The sequence below is a fragment of the Sutcliffiella deserti genome (assembly GCF_020037475.1).
Taxonomy (GTDB): Bacteria; Bacillota; Bacilli; order Bacillales; family Bacillaceae_I; genus Sutcliffiella_A; species Sutcliffiella_A deserti.
On sequence record NZ_JAIQDB010000002.1, the window covers coordinates 606,605 to 626,642 of the forward strand.

The window sequence follows — 20,038 nt, forward strand, 5'->3', positions numbered from 1 at the left end:
ACATAATGATAATCCAAAAAAATGAGGTTTGAAAATGAAAAAAGGTTTTGAGACATATGATTTAAGTGGAAATATAGTAAAAGCACTCGAGAAACTGAGCTATACGACACCTACGGAAGTACAAGCAGCAGTTATTCCACCTGCCCTGCAAAAGAAAGATCTTGTAGTTAAATCACAAACAGGAAGCGGTAAAACGGCCTCTTTCGGTATACCACTATGTGAGATGGTTGAGTGGGAAGAAAATAAACCTCAAGCCCTTGTCCTGACGCCAACAAGGGAGCTCGCTGCCCAAGTGAAAGAGGATATCACGAATATAGGTCGATTTAAGCGAGTGAAGGCGACGGCTATCTATGGAAAACAGCCCTTTGAGAGGCAGAAGCAGGAGTTAAAGCAAAAATCTCATATTGTCGTTGGTACCCCTGGAAGAGTGTTGGATCATATTGAAAAAGGAACACTTGATGTTGAACGACTAAAGTACTTGGTCATAGATGAAGCAGATGAGATGCTAAACATGGGGTTTATTGATCAGGTTGAGGCAATCATCCAAGAGTTGCCTATCAATAGAGTCACGATGCTTTTCTCTGCTACTTTACCAAATGATGTAGACCATCTTTCTAAAAAATACATGAAAAATCCCGTTCATATCGAAATTAAGGCTGCAGGAATGACCACAGATAAAATTACTCATGAGATAGTAACAGTAATGGAAAATGAAAAATTCAACCTCCTTAAAGCTGTTACCACAGTGGAGAACCCTGACAGTTGTATTATTTTTTGCAGAACGCAGGAAAATGTCGATAATGTTTTCAGAGAGCTAAATAGCTCAGGTTATCCTTGCGATAAGCTGCATGGGGGGATGTACCAAGAAGACCGTTTTGCTGTTATGAATGAATTTAAGAGAGGGAAATTCCGTTATTTAGTTGCCACAGATGTAGCGGCCAGAGGAATTGATATTGATAACATTTCGCTTGTAATCAACTATGATATCCCAATGGAAAAAGAAAGCTATGTACATCGTACTGGAAGAACTGGTAGAGCAGGGAAAAGTGGAAAAGCAATTACCTTCCTTACTCCATATGAGGAAAAGTTCCTCGAGGAGATAGAGTCTTATATTGGATTTGAAATTTCTAGAAAAGATGCCCCAACACGAGAAGAAGTGTCTCTTAGCTTAGCTGGATTTGAAGAAAAATTGAACGTTCGTCCTACTTTAAAGGAAGCAAAAAGTGCTGTATTAGATCGTGATATCATGAAACTCTATTTTAATGGAGGAAAGAAAAAGAAGATTAGAGCGGTGGACTTTGTTGGAACGATTGCTAAGTTAAAGGGTGTAACAGCTGATGATATAGGCATTATTACGATACAAGAAAATGTCTCGTATGTTGAAATATTAAACGGAAAAGGTCCTCTTGTATTAAAAGCAATGAAGGATACTACTATTAAGGGCAAGCTCTTGAAGGTGCATGAAGCTAAGAAGTAGGAGGGCAGTCGAATAATTACAGGTTCATTTATGACTGTAAAGATTCGAGTTCACACCTTTTTGTATATAAGAACTAAGGCTGGGACCAAACTAAAAAACACAACTAAAAAAAACGAACAATTTTTGTAGTGTCTTTAAATTACGCGTTTGATTTCCGTGCCAGACTTCGCTTTCCGCGGGTAGCCCGTGAGCCTCCTCGGCTGTGCCTGCGGGGTCTCACATAAGCTACTCTTCCCGGAGGAGTCTTCGTCTGTCACTCCAATCAACCGCTGGAACAATTTTAAAACTATACGTACACTTGAACCAATAAGAAACCCGAACTATCCTTTTGAATCCTAGAATTTAAGAGTATAGTTCGGGTTTTCCTTAGACTAAAAACTTTTGGCCCAACCTCATTCGGTTTTTCTACTATATTTTGCTTAATTTGATACACCCATTGGCTTTTACTATCTGTCTTGCTTACTCAAGATTAATAGTAATAAAATTAGCTATATGATTGGCATATTTTTATTGAAGCTAAAAAGTTTTGTATAAGCAACGGACCCTATTAATGAAGAAAAAAAGTCCTCAGCTATAAAGTACCCCACCCTGTGGATTGGAGTGGAAGGTGCTCGACTCCTGCGGGCGATAGCGGTAGACGGGAGACCCCGCAGGCAAAGCCGAGGAGGCTCCCGCACCGCCCCGCGGAAAGCGAGCACCTGAAACGGAAAGGAACAGGGAATTCATCTACATTTTGCAATTTATGTGGGCGCTAACGAAGAGTACAAAGTTGATGTTAATATTATTTTTCCATTTCTTGAAACATTGCTGAAATCTGTGGAGTAAGCTATCCACTGTCATATGCTATTAATAAGAACGATGAATTCGATCAATTAAGGCAGGCAGATATAGTATGGTACAACAAAATAAAATACTTTTAGGTTCATGGACACAAGCTTTAGGAACAGTGCTTGCTGCCTTAGGTAGTACCCCCTCCTTTACAAAATTAAAGTTCTTGGAAGAAAATCTGAGTTTTATAGGAAATGTCTTGCAAGCCACTGGTAATGGTCTGGAGGCAGAAGGACAAGAGCCATATTCTTACGCAAAATTGGGGAATGAAATTCAAGCACTCGGCAACATTACGGTGATCATTGGTCTAATTATAACGAAGGAAGAAGAACAAAGTCTTAGATTATTCATTAGTGGAAATTTGTTGCAGGCATTAGGTGCTGTCATCTCGCTAGGTGACTTGTTAGAAGAACGTTTTTCCATGGACTCCTACGTTTCGTTTAATGGTAATATGCTGCAAGCCATCGGTAACTCCTTGCAGGCAATAGGGGATAGAATGAAATTGGAAATGGTAATAGGACGAGAAGACCCTTTAAAAAGCGAACGTGCTGACTTAATCATTACTAAAGGAAGCTGGATTCAGGCTGCAGGGGCAATTATTTTGGCTGTGGCAGAAACCAAGAAGCAAGTTAAAGGAAGAAAAGAATCCTAAAGGGGTGCCAGACTCCTTTAGGGTTCTTTTCATTTGTAGATCACACACCAATCGATTCTTCCATGTTCTTCTGTCTTATATATTCCGCCAATAGTTCAGGTGCGTTTAAGTAAACAAGCCCATTTCCTTCTAGGCTTTTAGGGTATCCAAGAGGAATAGTTCTTTTTACTAGTTGTGCATAAATTTCAGGTTCGGAGAGTTTTCGTTCAAATTCCTGTTCTGCTTGATTTTTTATTAATGCAAGTGCTCCAGCTACGTGAGGTGCAGACATAGAGGTTCCGCTAAAAACAGCATACTTTCCACCAGGGATAGTAGATATAATCTTTTCACCAGGTGCTACAACATCCAATTCATTATTGGAGTTTGTAAAATATGATGATTTGCGTTGAAGGTTTACCGCTCCAACAGCTATTACTTCTGTATACGCTGCTGGATAGGAAAACTCATCAGTGGAGTGATCTCCATCTCCTTCATTGCCTGCTGCACAAACTACAAGTATTTGGTTTTTAATTGCTAGTTTTATAGCATCGTGCAATTCAGGGACGTCTATTGGACCACCGAGTGACATCGATATTACATCAACTTTTTGAGAAATTGCATACTGAATAGCATTTACGACCCACTCATAAGCTCCAGATCCTTCTTTTCCTGCGAGAGCCTTCAGGATGAGTAGTTGTGCGTTCGGTGCAACCCCGATCACACCTGACTCTGCATTGGTAGCTGCTATTGTTCCAGCAACATGTGTCCCATGACCATTATAATCTGTAAACACATCGGGATCTCCGCTATCATCATCAGTGAAATTGTGACCTGAAATGACTCTTCCTTTTAAGTCAGGATGTTCCGCGTCGCATCCGGTATCAATCACTGCAATGACGATATTCTCCCCTGTAAAACCTTTGTTCCATAATGTAGGGGCCTGAATGATATCCACACCCTCCGGTACTTGCTTGGCCTCGTACAATTGGTTGTCCAATCTATACGGAATCAAATGTAGTAACTTTTCCATCAAAACGCCTCCTAATTAATTTTTACTATTAATAAGAAACTAGTGAAAGGAAAGAAGATTAAACTTACTGAAAATTCTACCAAATCATTCGAATAAAAAGCAAGTGCCATATCTACTAAGTACCCCCCCCTGCAAACTGACTATTTGCCACTAAATTGAGTTATAGGCGTACCACCTATAAGCCCCAGGTCTTATTTCAAAATATAGCTTAAGCTCATTATAGAAAATCTCAGACGCAGGTAAGATAAAGACATGAAAGAAAGGAGGAACATGATATGAAAAAATTCGGATTACTTTTGGTGGGTGTGGTTGCATTCTTCGTCCTACTTGCAAATATCGGTCCACTACTTGGGTTGGCCGTGAGTCTAGTGGTTTCCTATTACGCAGTGAAGGCGTTTATGAAAACTGATTCAACAGCAAATAAAGTGTTATGGGGAATTATAGGATTTATCGCAATCGCATTTTCCATCGCCAATGTACCAGCAGTATTAGGATTGGTTGCAGCGTATATCCTTTATGTAGTAGTGAAAAACTGGAACAAAACGAAGGAAGAAAGTGACATATTAGAAAGTGCAGACCCATTTACAAATTTCGAAAAGCAATGGAATAATTTAAATCAAGGCTAAGTTAAAAATGAGTGTTGATAGTAGTACTCTACCAGCGATGATTGGAGCAAAAGGCGGAGACTCCAACGGGCGATAGCGGTAGACTGGAGACCCCGCAGGCGCAGCCGAGGAGGCTCCAGCACCGCCCCGTGGAACGCGTAGCCTTTTGCGGAAATCAATAGCGGCGTTTAACAGTAAACCAAAAATAATAAGGAGTGATAGTAGATGAGTAACTTATTTACGAGAATTAAGAATACCATTTCAGCAGACTTTCATGAGGTATTAGATAAAAAGGAACAGAAAAATCCAATAGCATTACTTAACCAATATTTACGTGATTGTGAAAAAGAAGTAGAAAAAGTTCGAAAATTAGTAGAGCGTCAAAGCTTATTAAAAGAGGAATTTGTGAGAGAATACAATCAAGCAGAGAGTCTAGCAAGCAAACGTAAATATCAAGCTGATATCGCTTCACAAGCAGGTGAATCGGAACTGTCCGATTTTGCAACTAAGGAACACCATCAATATGAAGAACGCGCAAGTCAGCTCAAACTTTCTATTGAAAAGGTCTCAGGAGATCTAACTTCTCTTGAGCAAAAGTACGAAAGTATGAAACATAAGGTAAAGGATATGTATATTAAGCGGATGGAACTAATGGGTAGAGAGAATATGGCTCGTGCAAATCACCGTATAAATCACGTAATGGACTCGGGGAATCCAGACCAATCTTTCACTAAAGTGAAGGAGATGGAAAACTATCTGGACCACCTAGAGCAAAGAGTGAACACATCTTATCACCGCAATACTATTGATGCTCGGATTGCACAATTAGAAAAAGAATTACCAAATGAAGAGAAAACACATTCTCATTCTTCCTAATACCTGATATTCTAAAAAGGGCGTACTATACGCCTTTTTTCTACTGTATGCTAATAAAAGGAGGGAGAGCTATGTTGAATAGAAAAAAAACAGATTTAATGAGCTATATTCTTATAGCTGGATTTTTCATTTTCATCCTCGAGATTTTATTTTTCGATACGGGGCTCGTTTTTTTCCTTCTTTTTTCCAGTGTGCTTTTATATTTCGGGAAAAGAAAATGGAATTGGCTCCTAGGTAAAGTACTATTTGTAATAGGAGCTTTGTCTATCTTTTTTACTATTATAAGTTCCATGACCTTTCGTTTTCTACTATTAGCCATGATCGTTTATTTTTTCTTATGGTTTATTCGGTCTAAACAAAATCCATCTTTTATAAGACCTGAAATAAACTCTTTTGATAAAGAAAAAATTCATAAGCGTGAAAAAAAGTGGCTCACAAATAAATTGGTTGATAGTCAAAGAACTCCAGAACATTCTTATACTTGGGATGACGTGAACATTCAGTGTGGAGTGGGAGATACGATTATTGATTTAAGTTATACCGTTCTTCCAAAAGGGGATTCGGTGATTTTGATTCGAAATATTGTGGGTAATATCCAGATTCTTGTCCCCTACGAAGTGGATATATGTATACAACACTCTGTAATACTTGGATCTACAGTGATATTAGAAGAGGAACAATCACAGAACTGGAATCAAACGATGCACTATCAGACCGAAGATTATGACCAGTCTCTTCAAAAAGTTAAAATCATCACGTCTGTTCTGGTGGGGAGCTTAGAGGTGAAACGAGTATGAGTATGCTACAGCGACACCTTCTCTTAGGTGTACTCACTTCTCTAATAAGCTTTATCGTTTTTGGGATTGTAGCATTCGGTTCCTTTCCATTAGGAGAGTGGTCTGACCTATGGAATATTAGTGTGCTTGATTTGCCTTTTATCCTGTTTGCCCTTTTTATAAGTCTTTTCTTAGGCATGTTTGTCGGTTTATTTTCCGGACTTTCCTGGAAAAAAGAATTTGGACTGCTAGCTAACAGACTAGATCAGATTGAGCAAGGGAAGCAGGTTGAATGGGAAACCCAAAGTTCTGTGCCAGAGGTTAATTTGATAGAAACGAAAATGAAGAAAATTCATATACAAATGAAAGAACAGATGAAAATATCTCAGAAGCTTGCCAATGAAAAGGCGGTGGACCTTGAAAGTAGAATTCAGGAAATCGTTTCTCAAGAACGAAATCGGTTGGCGCGTGAATTACATGATTCAGTAAGTCAGCAGTTATTTGCAGCATCCATGCTTATGTCTGCCATAACGGAATCAAAAACATCAGAAGATAAAGAAATAAAGCAATTAAAATTAGTGGAAGAAATGATTCATCAGTCACAACTAGAAATGAGAGCACTTTTACTTCATTTAAGACCCGCTGCATTAAAAGGTAAAACACTGCAGGAAGGGGCAGAGGAATTACTCTTGGAACTTTTGCAGAAGGTACCAATGAGCATAACATGGAAAATAGAACCGTTTGCGATCGACAAAGGTGTGGAGGATCATCTTTTTCGCATTCTTCAGGAATCTCTTTCTAACACGCTTCGCCATTCAAAAGCCTCCTCAGTAGAAGTGTTACTTATTCAACGAGACAACTTAATTATCTTACGGGTACTTGATGATGGAAAAGGCTTTGACGTAGAAAAGGAACGAGCAGGTGCGTATGGACTGCAAAATATGTACGAACGTGCCATTGAAATAGGTGGGACATTGAAAATAGTCAGTGTGGAAAACCAGGGAACTAGACTAGAAGTGAAGATTCCTAAAATTGATATAAAGGAGGAGTTGGATGATTAAAGTTCTTTTTGTTGATGATCATGAAATGGTAAGAATAGGAGTGACTGCTTACTTATCTGCTCAGCCTGATATTGAAGTTGTGGCGGAAGCTGATGATGGAAAATTAGGAGTGGAACTGGCGTTAGAACACCGACCTGACATTATACTGATGGATCTAGTGATGAAAGAAATGGACGGTATAGAAGCAACAAGAAAAATTATGGAGTCTTGGCCGGAAGCAAAGATAATTATTGTCACAAGTTTTTTGGATGATGAAAAAGTGTATCCCGCGCTTGAAGCAGGTGCAACAAGCTATATGCTTAAAACATCAAAGGCGAGTGATATTGCGAATGCCGTCCGTGCGACATTTAAAGGTCAATCGATTTTAGAGCCGGAAGTGGCGGGTAAAATGATGAAAAAAATGCGTCAAAAAAATGAATACCATCCACATGAAGAATTAACCAATCGTGAAATGGAAATTCTACTGTTGATGACGCAAGGAAAAGCAAATCAAGAAATAGCAGATGAACTATTTATTGCAATAAAGACCGTTAAAGTTCATGTAAGTAATATTCTTGCTAAGCTTCAAGTGCAGGACCGGACTCAGGCTGTTATTTATGCGTTTAAACATTCCTTAGTAAAATAGGGGTAGAATAAGAAGGAGTAAAACAAGGTTGCTTTCCTTGTTATTTACCGCTATGGTCTTAATATGAGGAATAGATTAACGCGAAAAGGATGGAAGCTATTGACTAATCAAAATAGTACAGCCGAATATATTTATACCTACGCATGTAGTCCAGAGGAGCTTGCTTTATGCCATTTGGAAATGCGTTCTTTTTTTCGAAGAGAGTCTCTCATAAATATTATCAAAAGTAACATTAAAATAGATCCGAGCAGAAGTCCGTTTATACGAGAACGAATAGAAGTATTGTACGAAGAGGAAACCTTAACTGGAATCTATGAACAGGTAAGTGATATAGAAATGGGAGATAAGACCTTTAAAGTGATTTTTATCAAAATAAATGATTTAGGGGACACTGAGAAAATTGAATACAAGGAGCGCCGTGAGATCGAACGAGAGATAGGCGCGCAAATTCATGGGAAAGCAGATGTTCATCATCCTGACCATATATTTGGTATTGTAGCCTATGGAGGAAAGTGGTATTTCGGTCATTATTGTAAAAATGAGGCAATATGGCTGCGCCACACAAAAAAACCGCGTGAATATTCCACAGCATTAAGCACTCGTGTTGCCAGAGCCATTGCTAATATTGCTGTTCCTCATCCGGAAGGAATACGAGCAATTGACCCGTGCTGCGGGATTGGTACAGTTCTTGTGGAAGCATTGTCAATGGGAATCACAATAGAGGGACGCGATATAAATCCTCTAGTAACTAGTGGTTCGAGGGAGAATATCGCTCATTTTAATTTAGAGGGAAATGTAACAACAGGCCCGATAGCAGAGGTAACACAAAATTATGATGTGGCAATCATTGATATGCCCTATAATTTATATACCCACGCTACCCCTGAAGATCAATTGTCCATTCTTAAGCACACTCGTCGTTTCGCAGATAAGATGGTCTTAGTCACGATTGAATCAATGGATCACATGATAAAAGAAGCGGGTTTCGAAATTAAAGACCGTTGTGTAACGAAAAAGGGCTATTTTAAAAGAGAAATAATTGTTTGTGTTTAAAACCCAATTTTCGACCAGTCAAACAAAGAGCCTGGATCGACTTTTCTTACAGGAGCATATTCGCTATGACCGATAATGTGTTTTCTATCTCTAAGTATATTAGGGTGCCGCTCCATAATATCATCTAATAATTTGTTAAGTGCCTGATATTGTGCATCTGTGTATCCAATGTGAGAAGGGTCGATCCTATCAAAGATTTCTCCTGGTATAGTAGAAAGCATTTCTTCTCTGGTCCCAATACCAAGTAGTTCAATACCGAGGGAATAGTCATTAAATCGATCAAAATCATCCTGATTATTCAGATCATGCCCTTTTCCTGCATGAAAAGCTACCCGTTTTTCAGGTACAAGATAATAAATCTCCCCACCCCTGCCAATCATATAATGAGCGGAAACCTCGTATTCTTCAAAAAGTGCATATACATTTTCTACATTATACGGATCTTCTGGATTTCTTAATGCATCATTTATGAAATGAAGCATAACATGAGTAATTTGTCCCGTTCTTAATCTTGAATTTTCCTTTGGAAGAAACCACTCTGTCGTTTCAATGGTTGGAGAGTATAAATCAAGTGTCTTAGTTAATTCCTCATTAGGCACCTGCACTGGAGTATCTCTAACCTGTTCCTCCATACTATTCGTTGTATTAGAAGCACAACCTGACACTAAGAATATACCTATAAAACTAGCTATCATAAAAGCTTTTAACATGTATTTTCTGCTCCTCTACATGAGGTATCTATTTAAATTGTGTAATCCCTATTAAATTCCCCGCACCCCCCCCTAACTCCTTTTTAAAGTTTAGTATTTTGTCGAAAAGGTATAGAATTTATATAAGTTTAAACAATAAATGCCATAGTATATTTGTTTTTATAAAGGTTGGAGCAGCAACGCCCTTTTATAAGCTTATATCTGAAGCGGAAAGTAGCAGATAGTGTGCAAGAGTATTGTACCTAGTTTCAAGATAGACCTTCTTAGAAACTTCCCCTAATGGATAGGTCATCAGTATAATGTGCTCTACCCTGTGGATTGGAGTGGCAGATGATCGACTCCTGCGGGCGATAGCGGTAGACGGGAGACCCCGCAGGCGCAGCGAGGCCACTGAAAAACTGAAAACATATAGATCTGGATGGCTTCTAGCTGTGGATTGGAGCAAATGGCGTAGACTCCAGCGGGGGAGTAGCGACAAGCTTGAGACCCCGCAGGGCAAAGCCCGAGGAGGCTCAAGGTCGCCCCGCGGAAAGCGAAGCCATTTGCGGAAAGTAACAGCGGAGTTTAACCCAAACCTAAAATTATGTACTTTTTCAGCGGCTTCGGCGCAGCCGAGGAGCTCCCGCACCGCCCCGCGGAAAGCGAGCACCTGAAACGAAAAGGAGCAGGGAGATAACAAAAAACCTGCTGCTTTTAAGAGAACCATTAAAAGGAGGAAGATATTATGCCATACGATTCCCTAAAAGAACTACCAGATAGCGTTAAGGACAACCTTCCCAAACATGCTCAGGAAATTTACAAAGAAGCTTTCAACTCTGCCTCCGATCAATATGACGAAGAGGAGACGGCCCATAAAGTCGCCTGGAGTGCAGTGAAAAATAAATATGAAAAAAACGACAATGATAATTGGGTGAAAAAATAACAAACCAAAGCTTTTATCAACCTACCATCCTTGTGATAAAATAAACAAATCACAGTAGGAGGTCTACCATATGAGTAATCACGTCATTGTCTATTCAGCTAAAGGATGTAAAGACTGCGAATATGTCAAAGAATACCTAAAGCAAGAGGAAATAGCTTTTGAAGTAAGAGATATTATGGCAAAGCCAGAATATCAACAAGAAGTAGAAAAATTTGGTTTCATGGGAATCCCAGTAACGGCTTTAGGTAATAAAGCGGTAAAAGGATTCAATCCGATGGAAATAAAAAAACTAATTGATACAGCAGAATAAAGAAAATGCCCCTTGCTTTAACGTAGCAGGGGGCATCTTCTTTTTAAGGCTGTAAAATAACCTTCACGCATTCATCTTCATGATCATTAAAGATTTTGTATGCGTCACTTGCTTTGTCGAGTGGCATTTTATGTGAAACAATTTCAGTCGGATCAAATTCTCCTTCTCTAATCATATTAAACAGTTTCGGCATGTAATGGATAACTGGAGCCTGTCCCATTTTAAGGTTAATGTTCCGCTCGAAGATATTACCCAAAGGGAACATGTTGTACATGGATCCATATACACCTGTAAGCTGAATTGTACCGAACTTTCTAACTGCATTAATCGCAATATCAATGGCACTTAACGTTCCGCCTTGAACCTTCAACTTTTGCCCAATTTCCTCTAGGGTAGATTTTTTACCATCCATCCCTACACAATCGATGACCACATCAGCACCGCCATTAGTAATATCTTTTATATGGGAACCCATATCCTTGTATTCATCAAAGTTAAAAATATCAACCTTGTTCATTTTCTTGGCACGATTTAATCTGTAAGGAAGATTATCTACTGCAATCACCCGCTTAGCACCCTTCATCCAAGCGAATTTTTGCGTCATTAAACCAATTGGACCGCAACCAAGTACAACGACGGTATCATCTTCTTTTACACCTGCATTCTCGACACTCCAATAGGCTGTGGGAAGAACATCGGACATAAACAGCACCGCTTCATCTTCAAGCTCTACTGATTCAGGAATAACAAAAGGCATGAAGTTTCCGTATGGTACGCGCAAGTATTCAGCCTGTCCACCTGGATGATCACCATAGCGTTCTGTAAAACCAAAATACCCACCCGTATCAATTTCAGGGTTTGGATTGGAATTATCACACTGACTCTCTAAGTCATTTTGGCAATAAAAGCAGCTTCCACAAGAGATATTAAAAGGGATAACCACTCGGTCCCCTTTTTTCACCTTTGTTACCTCTGGTCCAACTTCCTCAACAATCCCCATCGGCTCGTGCCCAATCACATAGTCCTTTTCAGCCGGCAGCGCTCCTTGGTAAATATGTAGATCAGAACCACAGATTGCCGTCGAGGTGATTTTTACAATGATGTCATCTTTCTTTTGGAGGGTAGCATCTGGTACTTCTTTTACTTTGATATCCTTTGTTCCTTGAAAAGTTACAGCCTTCAATACAAAAACCTCCTTGTGATTTGTTACTTTTTTATACCCGGATATTAAAATTTCAATCAGCTTTAAATAGAGTTAGAGTTAATATAAAGGCTATGTTAAACGCCGCTGTTCATTTCCGCAAAAGGCTACGCGTTCCACGGGGCGGTGCTTGAGCCTCTTCGGCTGCATCTGCGTGGTCGCATGTATTCCGCTGCCGGACGAAGCGTCTCCTCCTTTTGTTCCAATCTACGCTTGTGAAGTACTTCTCAACATTCATCTTTAACAGAGACAATATAAAAGGGTCTATCAAAAAAATTGAGCAAGTAGATAGCTAAATTATTATTACAAATTTGCACATACTAGCTATTTTCTAAAAGGACAAGCATAGGATGATAGAAGAGATTATCATGAACGAAAGGAAACGAAACTTATGAATCCCTTCAGAGCTATGCTAGGCGCTTCCTTATATGCAACTATGTCGATAACGTTTTGGGGAGTTTCTTTTGTCTCTACCAAAGCAGTACTAGATAAACTTGACCCTTTCACCTTACTAGTGGTTCGTTTTGGTATTGGAGCTTTATTCTTATTTGCCTTGCTTTTAGTAACAAGACAACAGTCTCTAAAGATACCACTACGGTATATTCCCCATCTCATAGTACTTGGAATGCTCGGTGTTTTTGCACATCAGGTCATCCAGGCTACAGCTCTTTTACACATCAATGCTTCTTCTGCAGGGTGGCTTATCTCCTTTTCACCAGTATTTTCAGTTATTCTTTCCATGATCTTTCTGCACGAAAAAATGACTCTTCCAAAAGCGGCAGGGGTAATCATCGCGATCTGCGGAGTTCTACTCATTACAACCGCCGGAACAGGGAAAACACTAGGCTTCTCCTTGAATATTGGCCATTTCTTGATGATACTGAGCACACTCAACTGGGCAATCTACTCTGTTCTTCTAAAAAAGCTAAGCATTCCTCTGCCAGCTCTTGTGCTCACTTTCTATATGAGCTTACTTGGCTTTATTCTCACTCTGCCGTTTCTGTTTCAAAACAAAGGCTGGGAGAAAATCTCACATCTAACCACCATAGAATGGACCCACCTTATCTTCCTTGGTGTCTTTGTGTCCGGTATTGCCTATTGGTATTGGGCCAAAGCACTCGAGGTTCTCGAAGCCTCACAGGTTTCCGTGTTTTTGTATCTAGAGCCAATTTCCACCCTGATTGCTGCAGTTTTAATGCTACATGAAAGAGTAATTTATACTAGCGTTGTTGGTGGAATTATTATTATCATTGGGGTTGTAGTTGTAAACGGACAGCTTGTAGCCTTAATGAATCGTTTGGTTTGGAGAAGGTGATATAGAGGAAGACTTTTTTAAAAATAGGCGACAAAAAACCCTTGGAATCTAGATTCCAAGGGTTTTTTGTAAGTATGGAACATAGCGGGATCGAACCGCTGACCTCTATGCTGCCAGTGAAACTTAATTATTACTCATGGGCTCATAGGAGACTAATTTATTATAAGTGTGCTCATGCCAATTTACTAGATAGAGTAAATAGAAAAAGTCTGAAAGTTATGAATACTATTAATTGGTTTTAAATCGTCATCAATGGTTCCCACTTTTTTTTAAAAAAATAGCCTAAATCTGTTTTATAAAGGCGTATATACAAGCAAAAAGGAAACATCAACATTAAATATAAATATATAACTATTTTTATGGAGGAATAATCTATGAGTTTGTATGTTGAGTATTGTGACTACAGTTCTAAGTACGGCGCTAAAAATAAAAAATGTAGTTGTTCTAAATGTTGTAAAAAGCCGTGTCCAATTTGTCCGCCTGGGCCACCAGGGCCAGCAGGACCACAAGGACCTGTTGGACCACAGGGGCCGGCAGGTGGGCCACCAGGGCCACCAGGGCCAGCAGGACCACAAGGGCCAACAGGAGCACAAGGGCCAGCAGGAGCACAGGGAGCAACAGGAGCACAAGGGCCGGCAGGAGTACAAGGACCAGCAGGACCAGCAGGAGCAACCGGAGCACAAGGAGAAGCAGGACCAGCAGGACCAGCAGGAGCACCCGGAGCACAAGGAGTAGCAGGACCCGCAGGACCAACAGGAGCACAAGGGCCTGCGGGACCAGCAGGAGCAACCGGAGCACACGGAGTAGCAGGACCAGCAGGACCAACAGGAGCACCAGGGCCAGCGGGACCAGCAGGAGCAACCGGAGCACAAGGAGTAGCAGGACCAGCAGGACCAACAGGAGCACAAGGGCCAGCGGGACCAGCAGGAGCAACCGGAGCACAAGGAGTAGCAGGACCAGCAGGACCAACAGGAGCACAAGGGCCAGCGGGACCAGCAGGAGCAACCGGAGCACAAGGGCCAGCGGGACCGACCGGAGCACAAGGAATAGCAGGACCAGCGGGACCAGCAGGAGCAACCGGAGCACAAGGGCCAGCCGGACCACAGGGAGCAACCGGAGCACAAGGGCCAGCGGGACCACAGGGAGCAACCGGAGCACAAGGCCCAATTGGACCTCAAGGGCCAGCAGGTGGGTTGTCCCAATATGGATATATATACAACTTTACTCCTCAAACTGTAGCAATTGAGGCTCCAGTACTTTTTGATTCAAATGGAGTAATTACACCAGGAATAATTCATACTCCAGGCACCGCTACCATCCAGGTTGTAGACCAAGGTGACTACGAGGTTACATTCTCTGTGTCAGGTACAGAACCAAACCAATTTGCATTGTTTTTAAATGGGGCTCCTCTTCCGCAAACAGTCTACGGTTCAGGCGCCGGTACACAACAAAATGATGGGCAGGCTATTCTTACACTAGGAGCAGGCGATGTTTTGACCCTTCATAATCATTCATCAGCAGCAGCAGTTGGCCTAGCTTCTCTTATAGGAGGCACTCAGCCGGTCGTAAATGCTTCGATTGTCATAAAAAAATTAAGTTAGCTTTGGAAACCTGTTTTAATTTTAGGCTCTGTTAAAGATGAGGGTAGATAATAGTACTTCTCAAGCGTAGATTGGAGCAAAAGGCGGAGACTCCAACGGGCGATAGCGGAATACTTGCGACCCCGCAGGCACAGCCGAGGAGGCTCCAACACCGCCCCGTGGAACGCGTAGCCTTTTGCGGAAATCAACCGTGGCGTTTAACATAGCCTAATTTTTATTATGAAGAATNGCTCCAACACCGCCCCGTGGAACGCGTAGCCTTTTGCGGAAATCAACCGTGGCGTTTAACATAGCCTAATTTTTATTATGAAGAATTAAATAACTTATGAATTTTTTCAGTGTGCATTATAAACTGGAAACAATAAATGTATTTTACTTACACAAGTATTTATTAACATCTGAGTGAAGGTGAGCAGTTATTAAGTATAAGTGGATAAGTGGAAGATAAAAGATGAAGAACCAAGGAAGAATTAGAGACTTCCTTGGTTCTGTTTTTGATTTCACTGTATCACGGTTAAAATTCATATTTGGTAATGTAATTTACGAGAAGAGTAAGAGTTGATGGAGGAAGTAAACTTCTCAGACAAAACAGACTCTACAGAAAAAGAGAAAATTAGAGTCAAAAATAAAACCCCTTGATATACAAGGGGTTTTTGTAAGTATGGAGCATAGCGGGATCGAACCGCTGACCTCTACGCTGCCAGCGTAGCGCTCTCCCAGCTGAGCTAATGCCCCGTTCAAGCTGAGTTAATTTTACCAAAGATCCTTCATTTTGCAAATACTTTTTTGAAAAGTTTCTATTCGCAATGATTGTTGCTATTTTTCTCTGTAATATACATCTGAAATAGAGTTCAGGAATGCACAGGAAAACAGCACAACAGCAACGGTGGCTATAAGATGTTAAAATTTTCGCTGAAGTAACCAAGTTTGCAAAAACAACTTTTAATCCTAATCAATACTCTCCACTTCGGCTTGAATCACGCCTGACAGAGTTTTAATGTCGTAGTAAACGTCTGTAGTATAGATAGTTCTCTTTGTCGTGACAATACAATTAAGGACAATGTCGTCTTTTTCTTCTTTAACTTTGACTCTTTTAATATTTAAGTTCATTCTGTGAATTTCTTTCATAAAAGAAGTCAAGTCGGTATCTTTTTCAATAAATATTTTCACTTTGATTTCTTTTTCTTTCAGTTTTTTTGGACCAAATGCATCAAATAGAGTTGGGATTATTTTTACACCGAAAATGATGAATATAATACCCGTTAATGCCTCAATGAAGAATCCTGCTCCAATTGTGATTCCAATTGCTGCAGAAGCTAGAACTAGCGCTGCAGTTGTTAGTCCTGAAATAGCCTCGTTACTTCTTCTTAGTATTACGCCTGCACCTAAAAACCCGATACCACTAATTACATAGGAGGGAATACGCCCTGGATCCATGGGCCTTGAATATTCTTTTGAATATAAAAAAGCGGACTCATATGAAACGATGGTTAATAAGCAGGCCATAACAGAAACAATGACACATGTCTTCAACCCCAAAGGTTTTCCTTTTAGTTCTCTTTCTAATCCGATAATAACTCCAGCCAAAGTTGCAAAGGTTAATTTTATTATAAAATCGTATTCTACTAATATGTAGGTAAATAAATGCATCTTGCTCCTCCTTTTCCTTATTTAAGTTAAATATCCATTAAAGTAAAATTATATTCCTAAAAATAAATGGTTAGAAAATTATAGCAATATTCTGTACAATTAGAAAGTGCTAGTTTCATTTTAGTAAGCGATGTAAAAGCATATTTACGAATTTTGTTTCTTGGTTTTGAGGTAAGCGAAAGGTGAAGCTGTATAGGGTGGTTCACCAAGCGCTCAAAAGAAAACGACGGCTTTTAATAGAGCCATTACTTAAAAAGTTAGGATGTATAATGATGAAAAAATGGCTTAATCCGTATATGGCATTAGCAATTGGAGTTTTAACTGTTTCGACATCCGCCATTTTTGTAAAACTGGCGGATGCTCCTGCTGGTGTCATTGCTTTTTACCGGTTGTTCTTTTCTGTAGTATTGATTCTACCGATATTCTTATATAAATATGTAGGGGAACTAAAGAGTATAACAAAAAGAGACTGGATTTTTTCTGCAATAGCAGGGGTGTTTTTAGCATTTCACTTTATCCTATGGTTTGAATCACTTAATTATACAAGTGTTGCCAGCTCGACTGTACTTGTTACATTACAGCCTTTGTTTGCTTTTATTGGAACATATCTATTTTTTCAAGAGAAGCTGAGTACAAGAGCAATAATAAGCGGAGTATTTGCTATTATCGGAAGCGTTATTATAAGTTGGGGAGATTTTCGCATTAGTGGTATGGCACTTTTTGGGGACATGCTTGCATTAATAGCTTGCGCCTTAGTCACTGCCTATCTCTTATTTGGCCAAGAAGTCAGAAAACGCTTGTCTCTCATTACCTACACTTTTCTTGTATATGGGGCAAGTACAGTAACTTTACTTCTTTATGTTTTACTACAAGGAGATCCGTTAACAGGCTATCCTAAGGTAGAGTGGCTTTGGTTTATTTTACTTGCCATCATTCCAACGCTATTCGGTCACTCACTCTTTAATTGGGCAATCAAGTATATTAGTACAAACGTAATATCAATGAGTATTTTATTTGAACCGATTGGTGCTGCGCTTCTTGCGTACTTTGTCTTAGCAGAGCATATTACGTGGACACAATTTACAGGTGGTTTGATGGTGATGCTGAGCGTTGCCTATTTTCTTAGAGATAATCGTAAATCAAAGCAAAAGACACTTGAGGGGTAGGAATTTGTATGATAAATATTCGACTTGCTACTATCGATGATGCTAACGCAATTGCAAAAGTCCATGTGGATAGCTGGAAAACAACCTATAAAGGTTTAGTAGAAGAAAGTGTACTGGATTCTCTCTCCTATAAAAATAGAAAAACACTGTGGGATACAGTCATCGGACAAGGATATGAAAAAAGCTGTGTATATGTGGCTGAAAATAATGGAGATATAGTTGGCTTTGTAAGCGCTGGACCGGAGCGGACAGGAAAATACGGAAAGATTGGAGAATTACATGCCATCTATCTTCTCGAGGATTATCATAAACAAGGCATCGGTAAAAAGCTTTGCTCAAAAGTAGTAGAATTTCTTATTCAGAAAAATTATCAATCTATGCTTGTCTGGGTATTAGCTGAGAATCCCAGTCGAGATTTTTACCTAACTTTAAAACCATTAGAAGTTGTCTCCGATCAGGTGAAAATGGGAGAGCGGTCATACGAAGAGATTGCCTACGCATGGGATAATTTAAATAACTTGGCTGGACTCTTAAGAGAGAGAATAAATGGATGAACTAGATAGTTAAAAATTAAAAGAGCCGACCAAGACTAAAAGTGGTCGGCTCTTTTCTATGTAATCTATGTTAATAGACTGTTCGCTAGTAATGCAAATACCATAGCTAGAGAAATACTTGCAATTACACCTTCTCCTCTGACCTTTCCTTTTTTATTGCAAAGTCGGACTCCTTCAAAATAACCAAACAGAAACAATCCTATAGATGATAATAGAGCTACAATGAATGCTATATCTTTAACTAGAAACATTAGGGTCCCTCCCATTACAGGCTAGTATTAGTAAAATATATGTGAGAGTCTCCCATTACATTCTATTAAATTTATGAAACATTAGAAAAAAGCTAACCCGAGGGTTAGCTTAAGCAGCTGTTCTATTAACTGAAAATATGTTAGGCACAGCCTTAATCAATAAAACAGTTAGTATAGAAGATAAAATAAAACTTGGTAGTAAAAATGAGCCATTATACAAAAGTGAATATATTTCTATTGGCTGTCCTTCTGGAGCAAGTGAACGGAAAAAGATTATTCCCGCAAAATAATGAGCAAAAAATCTCAATAAAACTCCAAGAAACGACGCGAGGGTCACGTACAAAACGAGGTCTTTAGTGTTGTTATCCTTGAAAGAGTTAACTACTTTTTTAGCAAATAACCCTGCAAACCCTAAAACAGTAAAAGCAACAATATAATCAAGGAAAACTTGAATAATCTGGACTGCAAATATCTGACCGGTAACTATCTGGAGTAGACCAAGAATGAACCCGGTAAGCAAACCGCCTTTCAATCCCCATCGGAATGCCATTATAAATACAGGAACCATGGCAATGGAAATAGAGCCACCTTGTGCCCATATTTTTAATGAAAGAAAGCCTGCCAGTAAGTCTAATAAATAGGCGAAAGCCCCAAATATAGCTATCTCAACTAAAAACAATGTGTTCGATTTTCTCATCATTATCCTCCTTAAAAATAAAAAAAGCAATAAAAGAGACGAAAGGCTCCTTTATTGCTTAGAATAAATAAGTAATAAATATGGCCACGATCCCTACGCTAGAATTAACTAACAGGTTCAGAGGGTCAGAACAAGTTAAATTTGTTCAATCTCAGCCTCACCAGGCTCCCCTTGTGGATATAAAGTTTAGTAGATTCATTTTCATCATACAGAAATAGCATCAAAAGGACAATAATTTTATTCATTGTCACTAGTAAACAGCACTAAGTTCCCTTTGCTACGAATGATGGTTTAATTTATAATAAGAAGAAAGGTGGAAAAGACAAATTTCTAAATGTGTTTATGGCTTTAAAGGTTGTCATCGCTATCTTGTGAAAGTGAGGATAATATAGAGAGTAGGTAGCGGCATTCCTGCCACGGCAAACAAAGATATAGTATCCTCTTATAAAGAACCACCCATTACTAAAACAACCGTAACAAAACTGGGATAGAAAATAACAATTAAAAATACGCAATAAAGTATTGCAATATAGTTTGTGAGATGTTATATTAATTTTTGTCGCCGCGAAATGACAGGTGATGAAAGAAAAAAACAGCTTGACACTTAAAGGACAAGTTGTTATGATGAGGGAGTCGCTTTTGAGCGAGTCACTACACCAAATGATCTTTGAAAACTAAACAAAACAACAGCGTCTACGT

Annotated in this window: 20 protein-coding genes, 1 tRNA gene and 1 riboswitch; of the genes, 14 read left to right on the forward strand and 7 right to left on the reverse strand. The window is 39.5% G+C overall.

The genetic code is table 11. The annotated features are described in order from the left end of the window. Positions 1–34 precede the first annotated feature (34 nt). Both K9B36_RS08270 and K9B36_RS08275 read left to right on the forward strand, forming a co-directional pair. Positions 35–1,477 (forward strand): DEAD/DEAH box helicase, encoded by a 1,443-nt coding sequence (locus K9B36_RS08270; RefSeq protein ID WP_223701545.1) that lies wholly within the window; start codon positions 35–37, stop codon positions 1,475–1,477. An 892-nt stretch (positions 1,478–2,369) separates the two neighbouring features. Further along, a complete protein-coding gene (locus tag K9B36_RS08275; RefSeq protein WP_223701546.1) occupies positions 2,370–2,957 on the forward strand; it encodes a DUF6944 family repetitive protein in 588 nt (195 codons plus the stop codon). 40 nt (positions 2,958–2,997) lie between these two features. On the opposite strand, the gene K9B36_RS08280 is transcribed toward K9B36_RS08275, so the two are convergent. Beyond that, complete coding sequence (locus K9B36_RS08280) at positions 2,998–3,966, reverse strand: S8 family peptidase (protein ID WP_223701547.1); 969 nt, start codon at positions 3,964–3,966, stop codon at positions 2,998–3,000. 275 nt (positions 3,967–4,241) lie between these two features. Between K9B36_RS08280 and K9B36_RS08285 the strand changes: the two genes are divergently transcribed. The 6 genes from K9B36_RS08285 to K9B36_RS08310 all read left to right on the forward strand — a co-directional run bounded on the left by K9B36_RS08285 (position 4,242) and on the right by K9B36_RS08310 (position 8,962). Further along, the gene (locus K9B36_RS08285) at positions 4,242–4,592 is read left to right on the forward strand and encodes a lmo0954 family membrane protein (RefSeq protein ID WP_223701548.1); all 351 of its coding nucleotides are present in this window, start codon (positions 4,242–4,244) and stop codon (positions 4,590–4,592) included. A 204-nt stretch (positions 4,593–4,796) separates the two neighbouring features. Continuing rightward, on the forward strand, positions 4,797–5,447 hold the full coding sequence (locus K9B36_RS08290; protein WP_223701549.1) for a PspA/IM30 family protein: 651 nt from the start codon (positions 4,797–4,799) through the stop codon (positions 5,445–5,447). A 71-nt stretch (positions 5,448–5,518) separates the two neighbouring features. Further along, positions 5,519–6,244 (forward strand): cell wall-active antibiotics response protein LiaF, encoded by a 726-nt coding sequence (liaF, locus tag K9B36_RS08295; protein WP_223701550.1) that lies wholly within the window; start codon positions 5,519–5,521, stop codon positions 6,242–6,244. Continuing rightward, positions 6,241–7,284, forward strand: a complete 1,044-nt coding sequence (locus tag K9B36_RS08300) for a sensor histidine kinase (RefSeq protein ID WP_223701551.1) — start codon at positions 6,241–6,243, stop codon at positions 7,282–7,284. The genes liaF and K9B36_RS08300 overlap by 4 nt, the downstream gene beginning before the upstream one ends. Continuing rightward, a complete protein-coding gene (locus K9B36_RS08305) occupies positions 7,277–7,909 on the forward strand; it encodes a response regulator transcription factor (protein ID WP_223701552.1) in 633 nt (210 codons plus the stop codon). Before K9B36_RS08300 ends, K9B36_RS08305 begins: the two co-directional genes overlap by 8 nt. A gap of 63 nt (positions 7,910–7,972) precedes the next feature. Further along, positions 7,973–8,962 (forward strand): TRM11 family SAM-dependent methyltransferase, encoded by a 990-nt coding sequence (locus K9B36_RS08310; protein WP_399201578.1) that lies wholly within the window; start codon positions 7,973–7,975, stop codon positions 8,960–8,962. Here K9B36_RS08310 and K9B36_RS08315 read toward each other — a convergent pair. Further along, the gene (locus K9B36_RS08315) at positions 8,959–9,672 is read right to left on the reverse strand and encodes an N-acetylmuramoyl-L-alanine amidase (protein WP_223701554.1); all 714 of its coding nucleotides are present in this window, start codon (positions 9,670–9,672) and stop codon (positions 8,959–8,961) included. The genes K9B36_RS08310 and K9B36_RS08315 overlap by 4 nt on opposite strands. 724 nt (positions 9,673–10,396) lie before the next feature. Here K9B36_RS08315 and K9B36_RS08320 point away from each other — a divergent pair. After that, positions 10,397–10,594 carry a ChaB family protein gene (locus K9B36_RS08320; protein ID WP_223701555.1) on the forward strand — a complete coding sequence of 66 codons (198 nt, stop codon included), beginning with the start codon at positions 10,397–10,399 and terminating at the stop codon, positions 10,592–10,594. Positions 10,595–10,664: 70 nt separating this feature from the next. Further along, positions 10,665–10,904: a glutaredoxin family protein gene (locus K9B36_RS08325; RefSeq protein WP_223701556.1), complete on the forward strand. Its 240-nt coding sequence runs from the start codon at positions 10,665–10,667 to the stop codon at positions 10,902–10,904. A 43-nt stretch (positions 10,905–10,947) separates the two neighbouring features. On the opposite strand, the gene K9B36_RS08330 is transcribed toward K9B36_RS08325, so the two are convergent. Further along, positions 10,948–12,087, reverse strand: a complete 1,140-nt coding sequence (locus K9B36_RS08330; protein ID WP_223701557.1) for a zinc-dependent alcohol dehydrogenase — start codon at positions 12,085–12,087, stop codon at positions 10,948–10,950. A gap of 409 nt (positions 12,088–12,496) precedes the next feature. On the opposite strand from K9B36_RS08330, the gene K9B36_RS08335 reads away from it, so the two are divergent. Next, positions 12,497–13,420 carry a DMT family transporter gene (locus K9B36_RS08335; protein ID WP_223701558.1) on the forward strand — a complete coding sequence of 308 codons (924 nt, stop codon included), beginning with the start codon at positions 12,497–12,499 and terminating at the stop codon, positions 13,418–13,420. A 374-nt stretch (positions 13,421–13,794) separates the two neighbouring features. After that, the gene (locus K9B36_RS08340) at positions 13,795–15,021 is read left to right on the forward strand and encodes a BclA C-terminal domain-containing protein (RefSeq protein ID WP_223701559.1); all 1,227 of its coding nucleotides are present in this window, start codon (positions 13,795–13,797) and stop codon (positions 15,019–15,021) included. Positions 15,022–15,683: 662 nt separating this feature from the next. Here the strand turns inward: K9B36_RS08340 and K9B36_RS08345 are convergent. Both K9B36_RS08345 and K9B36_RS08350 read right to left on the reverse strand, forming a co-directional pair. Further along, positions 15,684–15,756: transfer RNA gene (locus tag K9B36_RS08345), tRNA-Ala, on the reverse strand. A gap of 213 nt (positions 15,757–15,969) precedes the next feature. Then, positions 15,970–16,671 carry an MgtC/SapB family protein gene (locus K9B36_RS08350; RefSeq protein ID WP_223701560.1) on the reverse strand — a complete coding sequence of 234 codons (702 nt, stop codon included), beginning with the start codon at positions 16,669–16,671 and terminating at the stop codon, positions 15,970–15,972. Positions 16,672–16,940: 269 nt separating this feature from the next. Between K9B36_RS08350 and K9B36_RS08355 the strand changes: the two genes are divergently transcribed. Then, positions 16,941–17,837: a DMT family transporter gene (locus tag K9B36_RS08355; RefSeq protein WP_223701561.1), complete on the forward strand. Its 897-nt coding sequence runs from the start codon at positions 16,941–16,943 to the stop codon at positions 17,835–17,837. An 8-nt stretch (positions 17,838–17,845) separates the two neighbouring features. Next, positions 17,846–18,391 (forward strand): GNAT family N-acetyltransferase, encoded by a 546-nt coding sequence (locus K9B36_RS08360; protein WP_223701562.1) that lies wholly within the window; start codon positions 17,846–17,848, stop codon positions 18,389–18,391. 65 nt (positions 18,392–18,456) lie between these two features. Here the strand turns inward: K9B36_RS08360 and K9B36_RS08365 are convergent, their stop codons facing one another. Beyond that, the gene (locus K9B36_RS08365) at positions 18,457–18,642 is read right to left on the reverse strand and encodes a hypothetical protein (RefSeq protein ID WP_223701563.1); all 186 of its coding nucleotides are present in this window, start codon (positions 18,640–18,642) and stop codon (positions 18,457–18,459) included. Positions 18,643–18,751: 109 nt separating this feature from the next. Then, a complete protein-coding gene (thiT, locus tag K9B36_RS08370) occupies positions 18,752–19,339 on the reverse strand; it encodes an energy-coupled thiamine transporter ThiT (protein ID WP_223701564.1) in 588 nt (195 codons plus the stop codon). A 72-nt stretch (positions 19,340–19,411) separates the two neighbouring features. Continuing rightward, a riboswitch (TPP riboswitch) is annotated at positions 19,412–19,521 on the reverse strand. Positions 19,522–20,038 lie beyond the last annotated feature (517 nt).

Coding starts and splice junctions, on each gene's coding strand:
- K9B36_RS08270 (WP_223701545.1), top strand. CDS start 35: ATGAAAAAAGGTTTTGAGACATATGATTTAAGTGGAAATATAGTAAAA.
- K9B36_RS08275 (WP_223701546.1), top strand. CDS start 2,370: ATGGTACAACAAAATAAAATACTTTTAGGTTCATGGACACAAGCTTTA.
- K9B36_RS08280 (WP_223701547.1), bottom strand. CDS start 3,966: ATGGAAAAGTTACTACATTTGATTCCGTATAGATTGGACAACCAATTG.
- K9B36_RS08285 (WP_223701548.1), top strand. CDS start 4,242: ATGAAAAAATTCGGATTACTTTTGGTGGGTGTGGTTGCATTCTTCGTC.
- K9B36_RS08290 (WP_223701549.1), top strand. CDS start 4,797: ATGAGTAACTTATTTACGAGAATTAAGAATACCATTTCAGCAGACTTT.
- liaF (WP_223701550.1), top strand. CDS start 5,519: ATGTTGAATAGAAAAAAAACAGATTTAATGAGCTATATTCTTATAGCT.
- K9B36_RS08300 (WP_223701551.1), top strand. CDS start 6,241: ATGAGTATGCTACAGCGACACCTTCTCTTAGGTGTACTCACTTCTCTA.
- K9B36_RS08305 (WP_223701552.1), top strand. CDS start 7,277: ATGATTAAAGTTCTTTTTGTTGATGATCATGAAATGGTAAGAATAGGA.
- K9B36_RS08310 (WP_399201578.1), top strand. CDS start 7,973: ATGAGGAATAGATTAACGCGAAAAGGATGGAAGCTATTGACTAATCAA.
- K9B36_RS08315 (WP_223701554.1), bottom strand. CDS start 9,672: ATGTTAAAAGCTTTTATGATAGCTAGTTTTATAGGTATATTCTTAGTG.
- K9B36_RS08320 (WP_223701555.1), top strand. CDS start 10,397: ATGCCATACGATTCCCTAAAAGAACTACCAGATAGCGTTAAGGACAAC.
- K9B36_RS08325 (WP_223701556.1), top strand. CDS start 10,665: ATGAGTAATCACGTCATTGTCTATTCAGCTAAAGGATGTAAAGACTGC.
- K9B36_RS08335 (WP_223701558.1), top strand. CDS start 12,497: ATGAATCCCTTCAGAGCTATGCTAGGCGCTTCCTTATATGCAACTATG.
- K9B36_RS08340 (WP_223701559.1), top strand. CDS start 13,795: ATGAGTTTGTATGTTGAGTATTGTGACTACAGTTCTAAGTACGGCGCT.
- K9B36_RS08350 (WP_223701560.1), bottom strand. CDS start 16,671: ATGCATTTATTTACCTACATATTAGTAGAATACGATTTTATAATAAAA.
- K9B36_RS08355 (WP_223701561.1), top strand. CDS start 16,941: ATGATGAAAAAATGGCTTAATCCGTATATGGCATTAGCAATTGGAGTT.
- K9B36_RS08360 (WP_223701562.1), top strand. CDS start 17,846: ATGATAAATATTCGACTTGCTACTATCGATGATGCTAACGCAATTGCA.
- K9B36_RS08365 (WP_223701563.1), bottom strand. CDS start 18,642: ATGTTTCTAGTTAAAGATATAGCATTCATTGTAGCTCTATTATCATCT.
- thiT (WP_223701564.1), bottom strand. CDS start 19,339: ATGAGAAAATCGAACACATTGTTTTTAGTTGAGATAGCTATATTTGGG.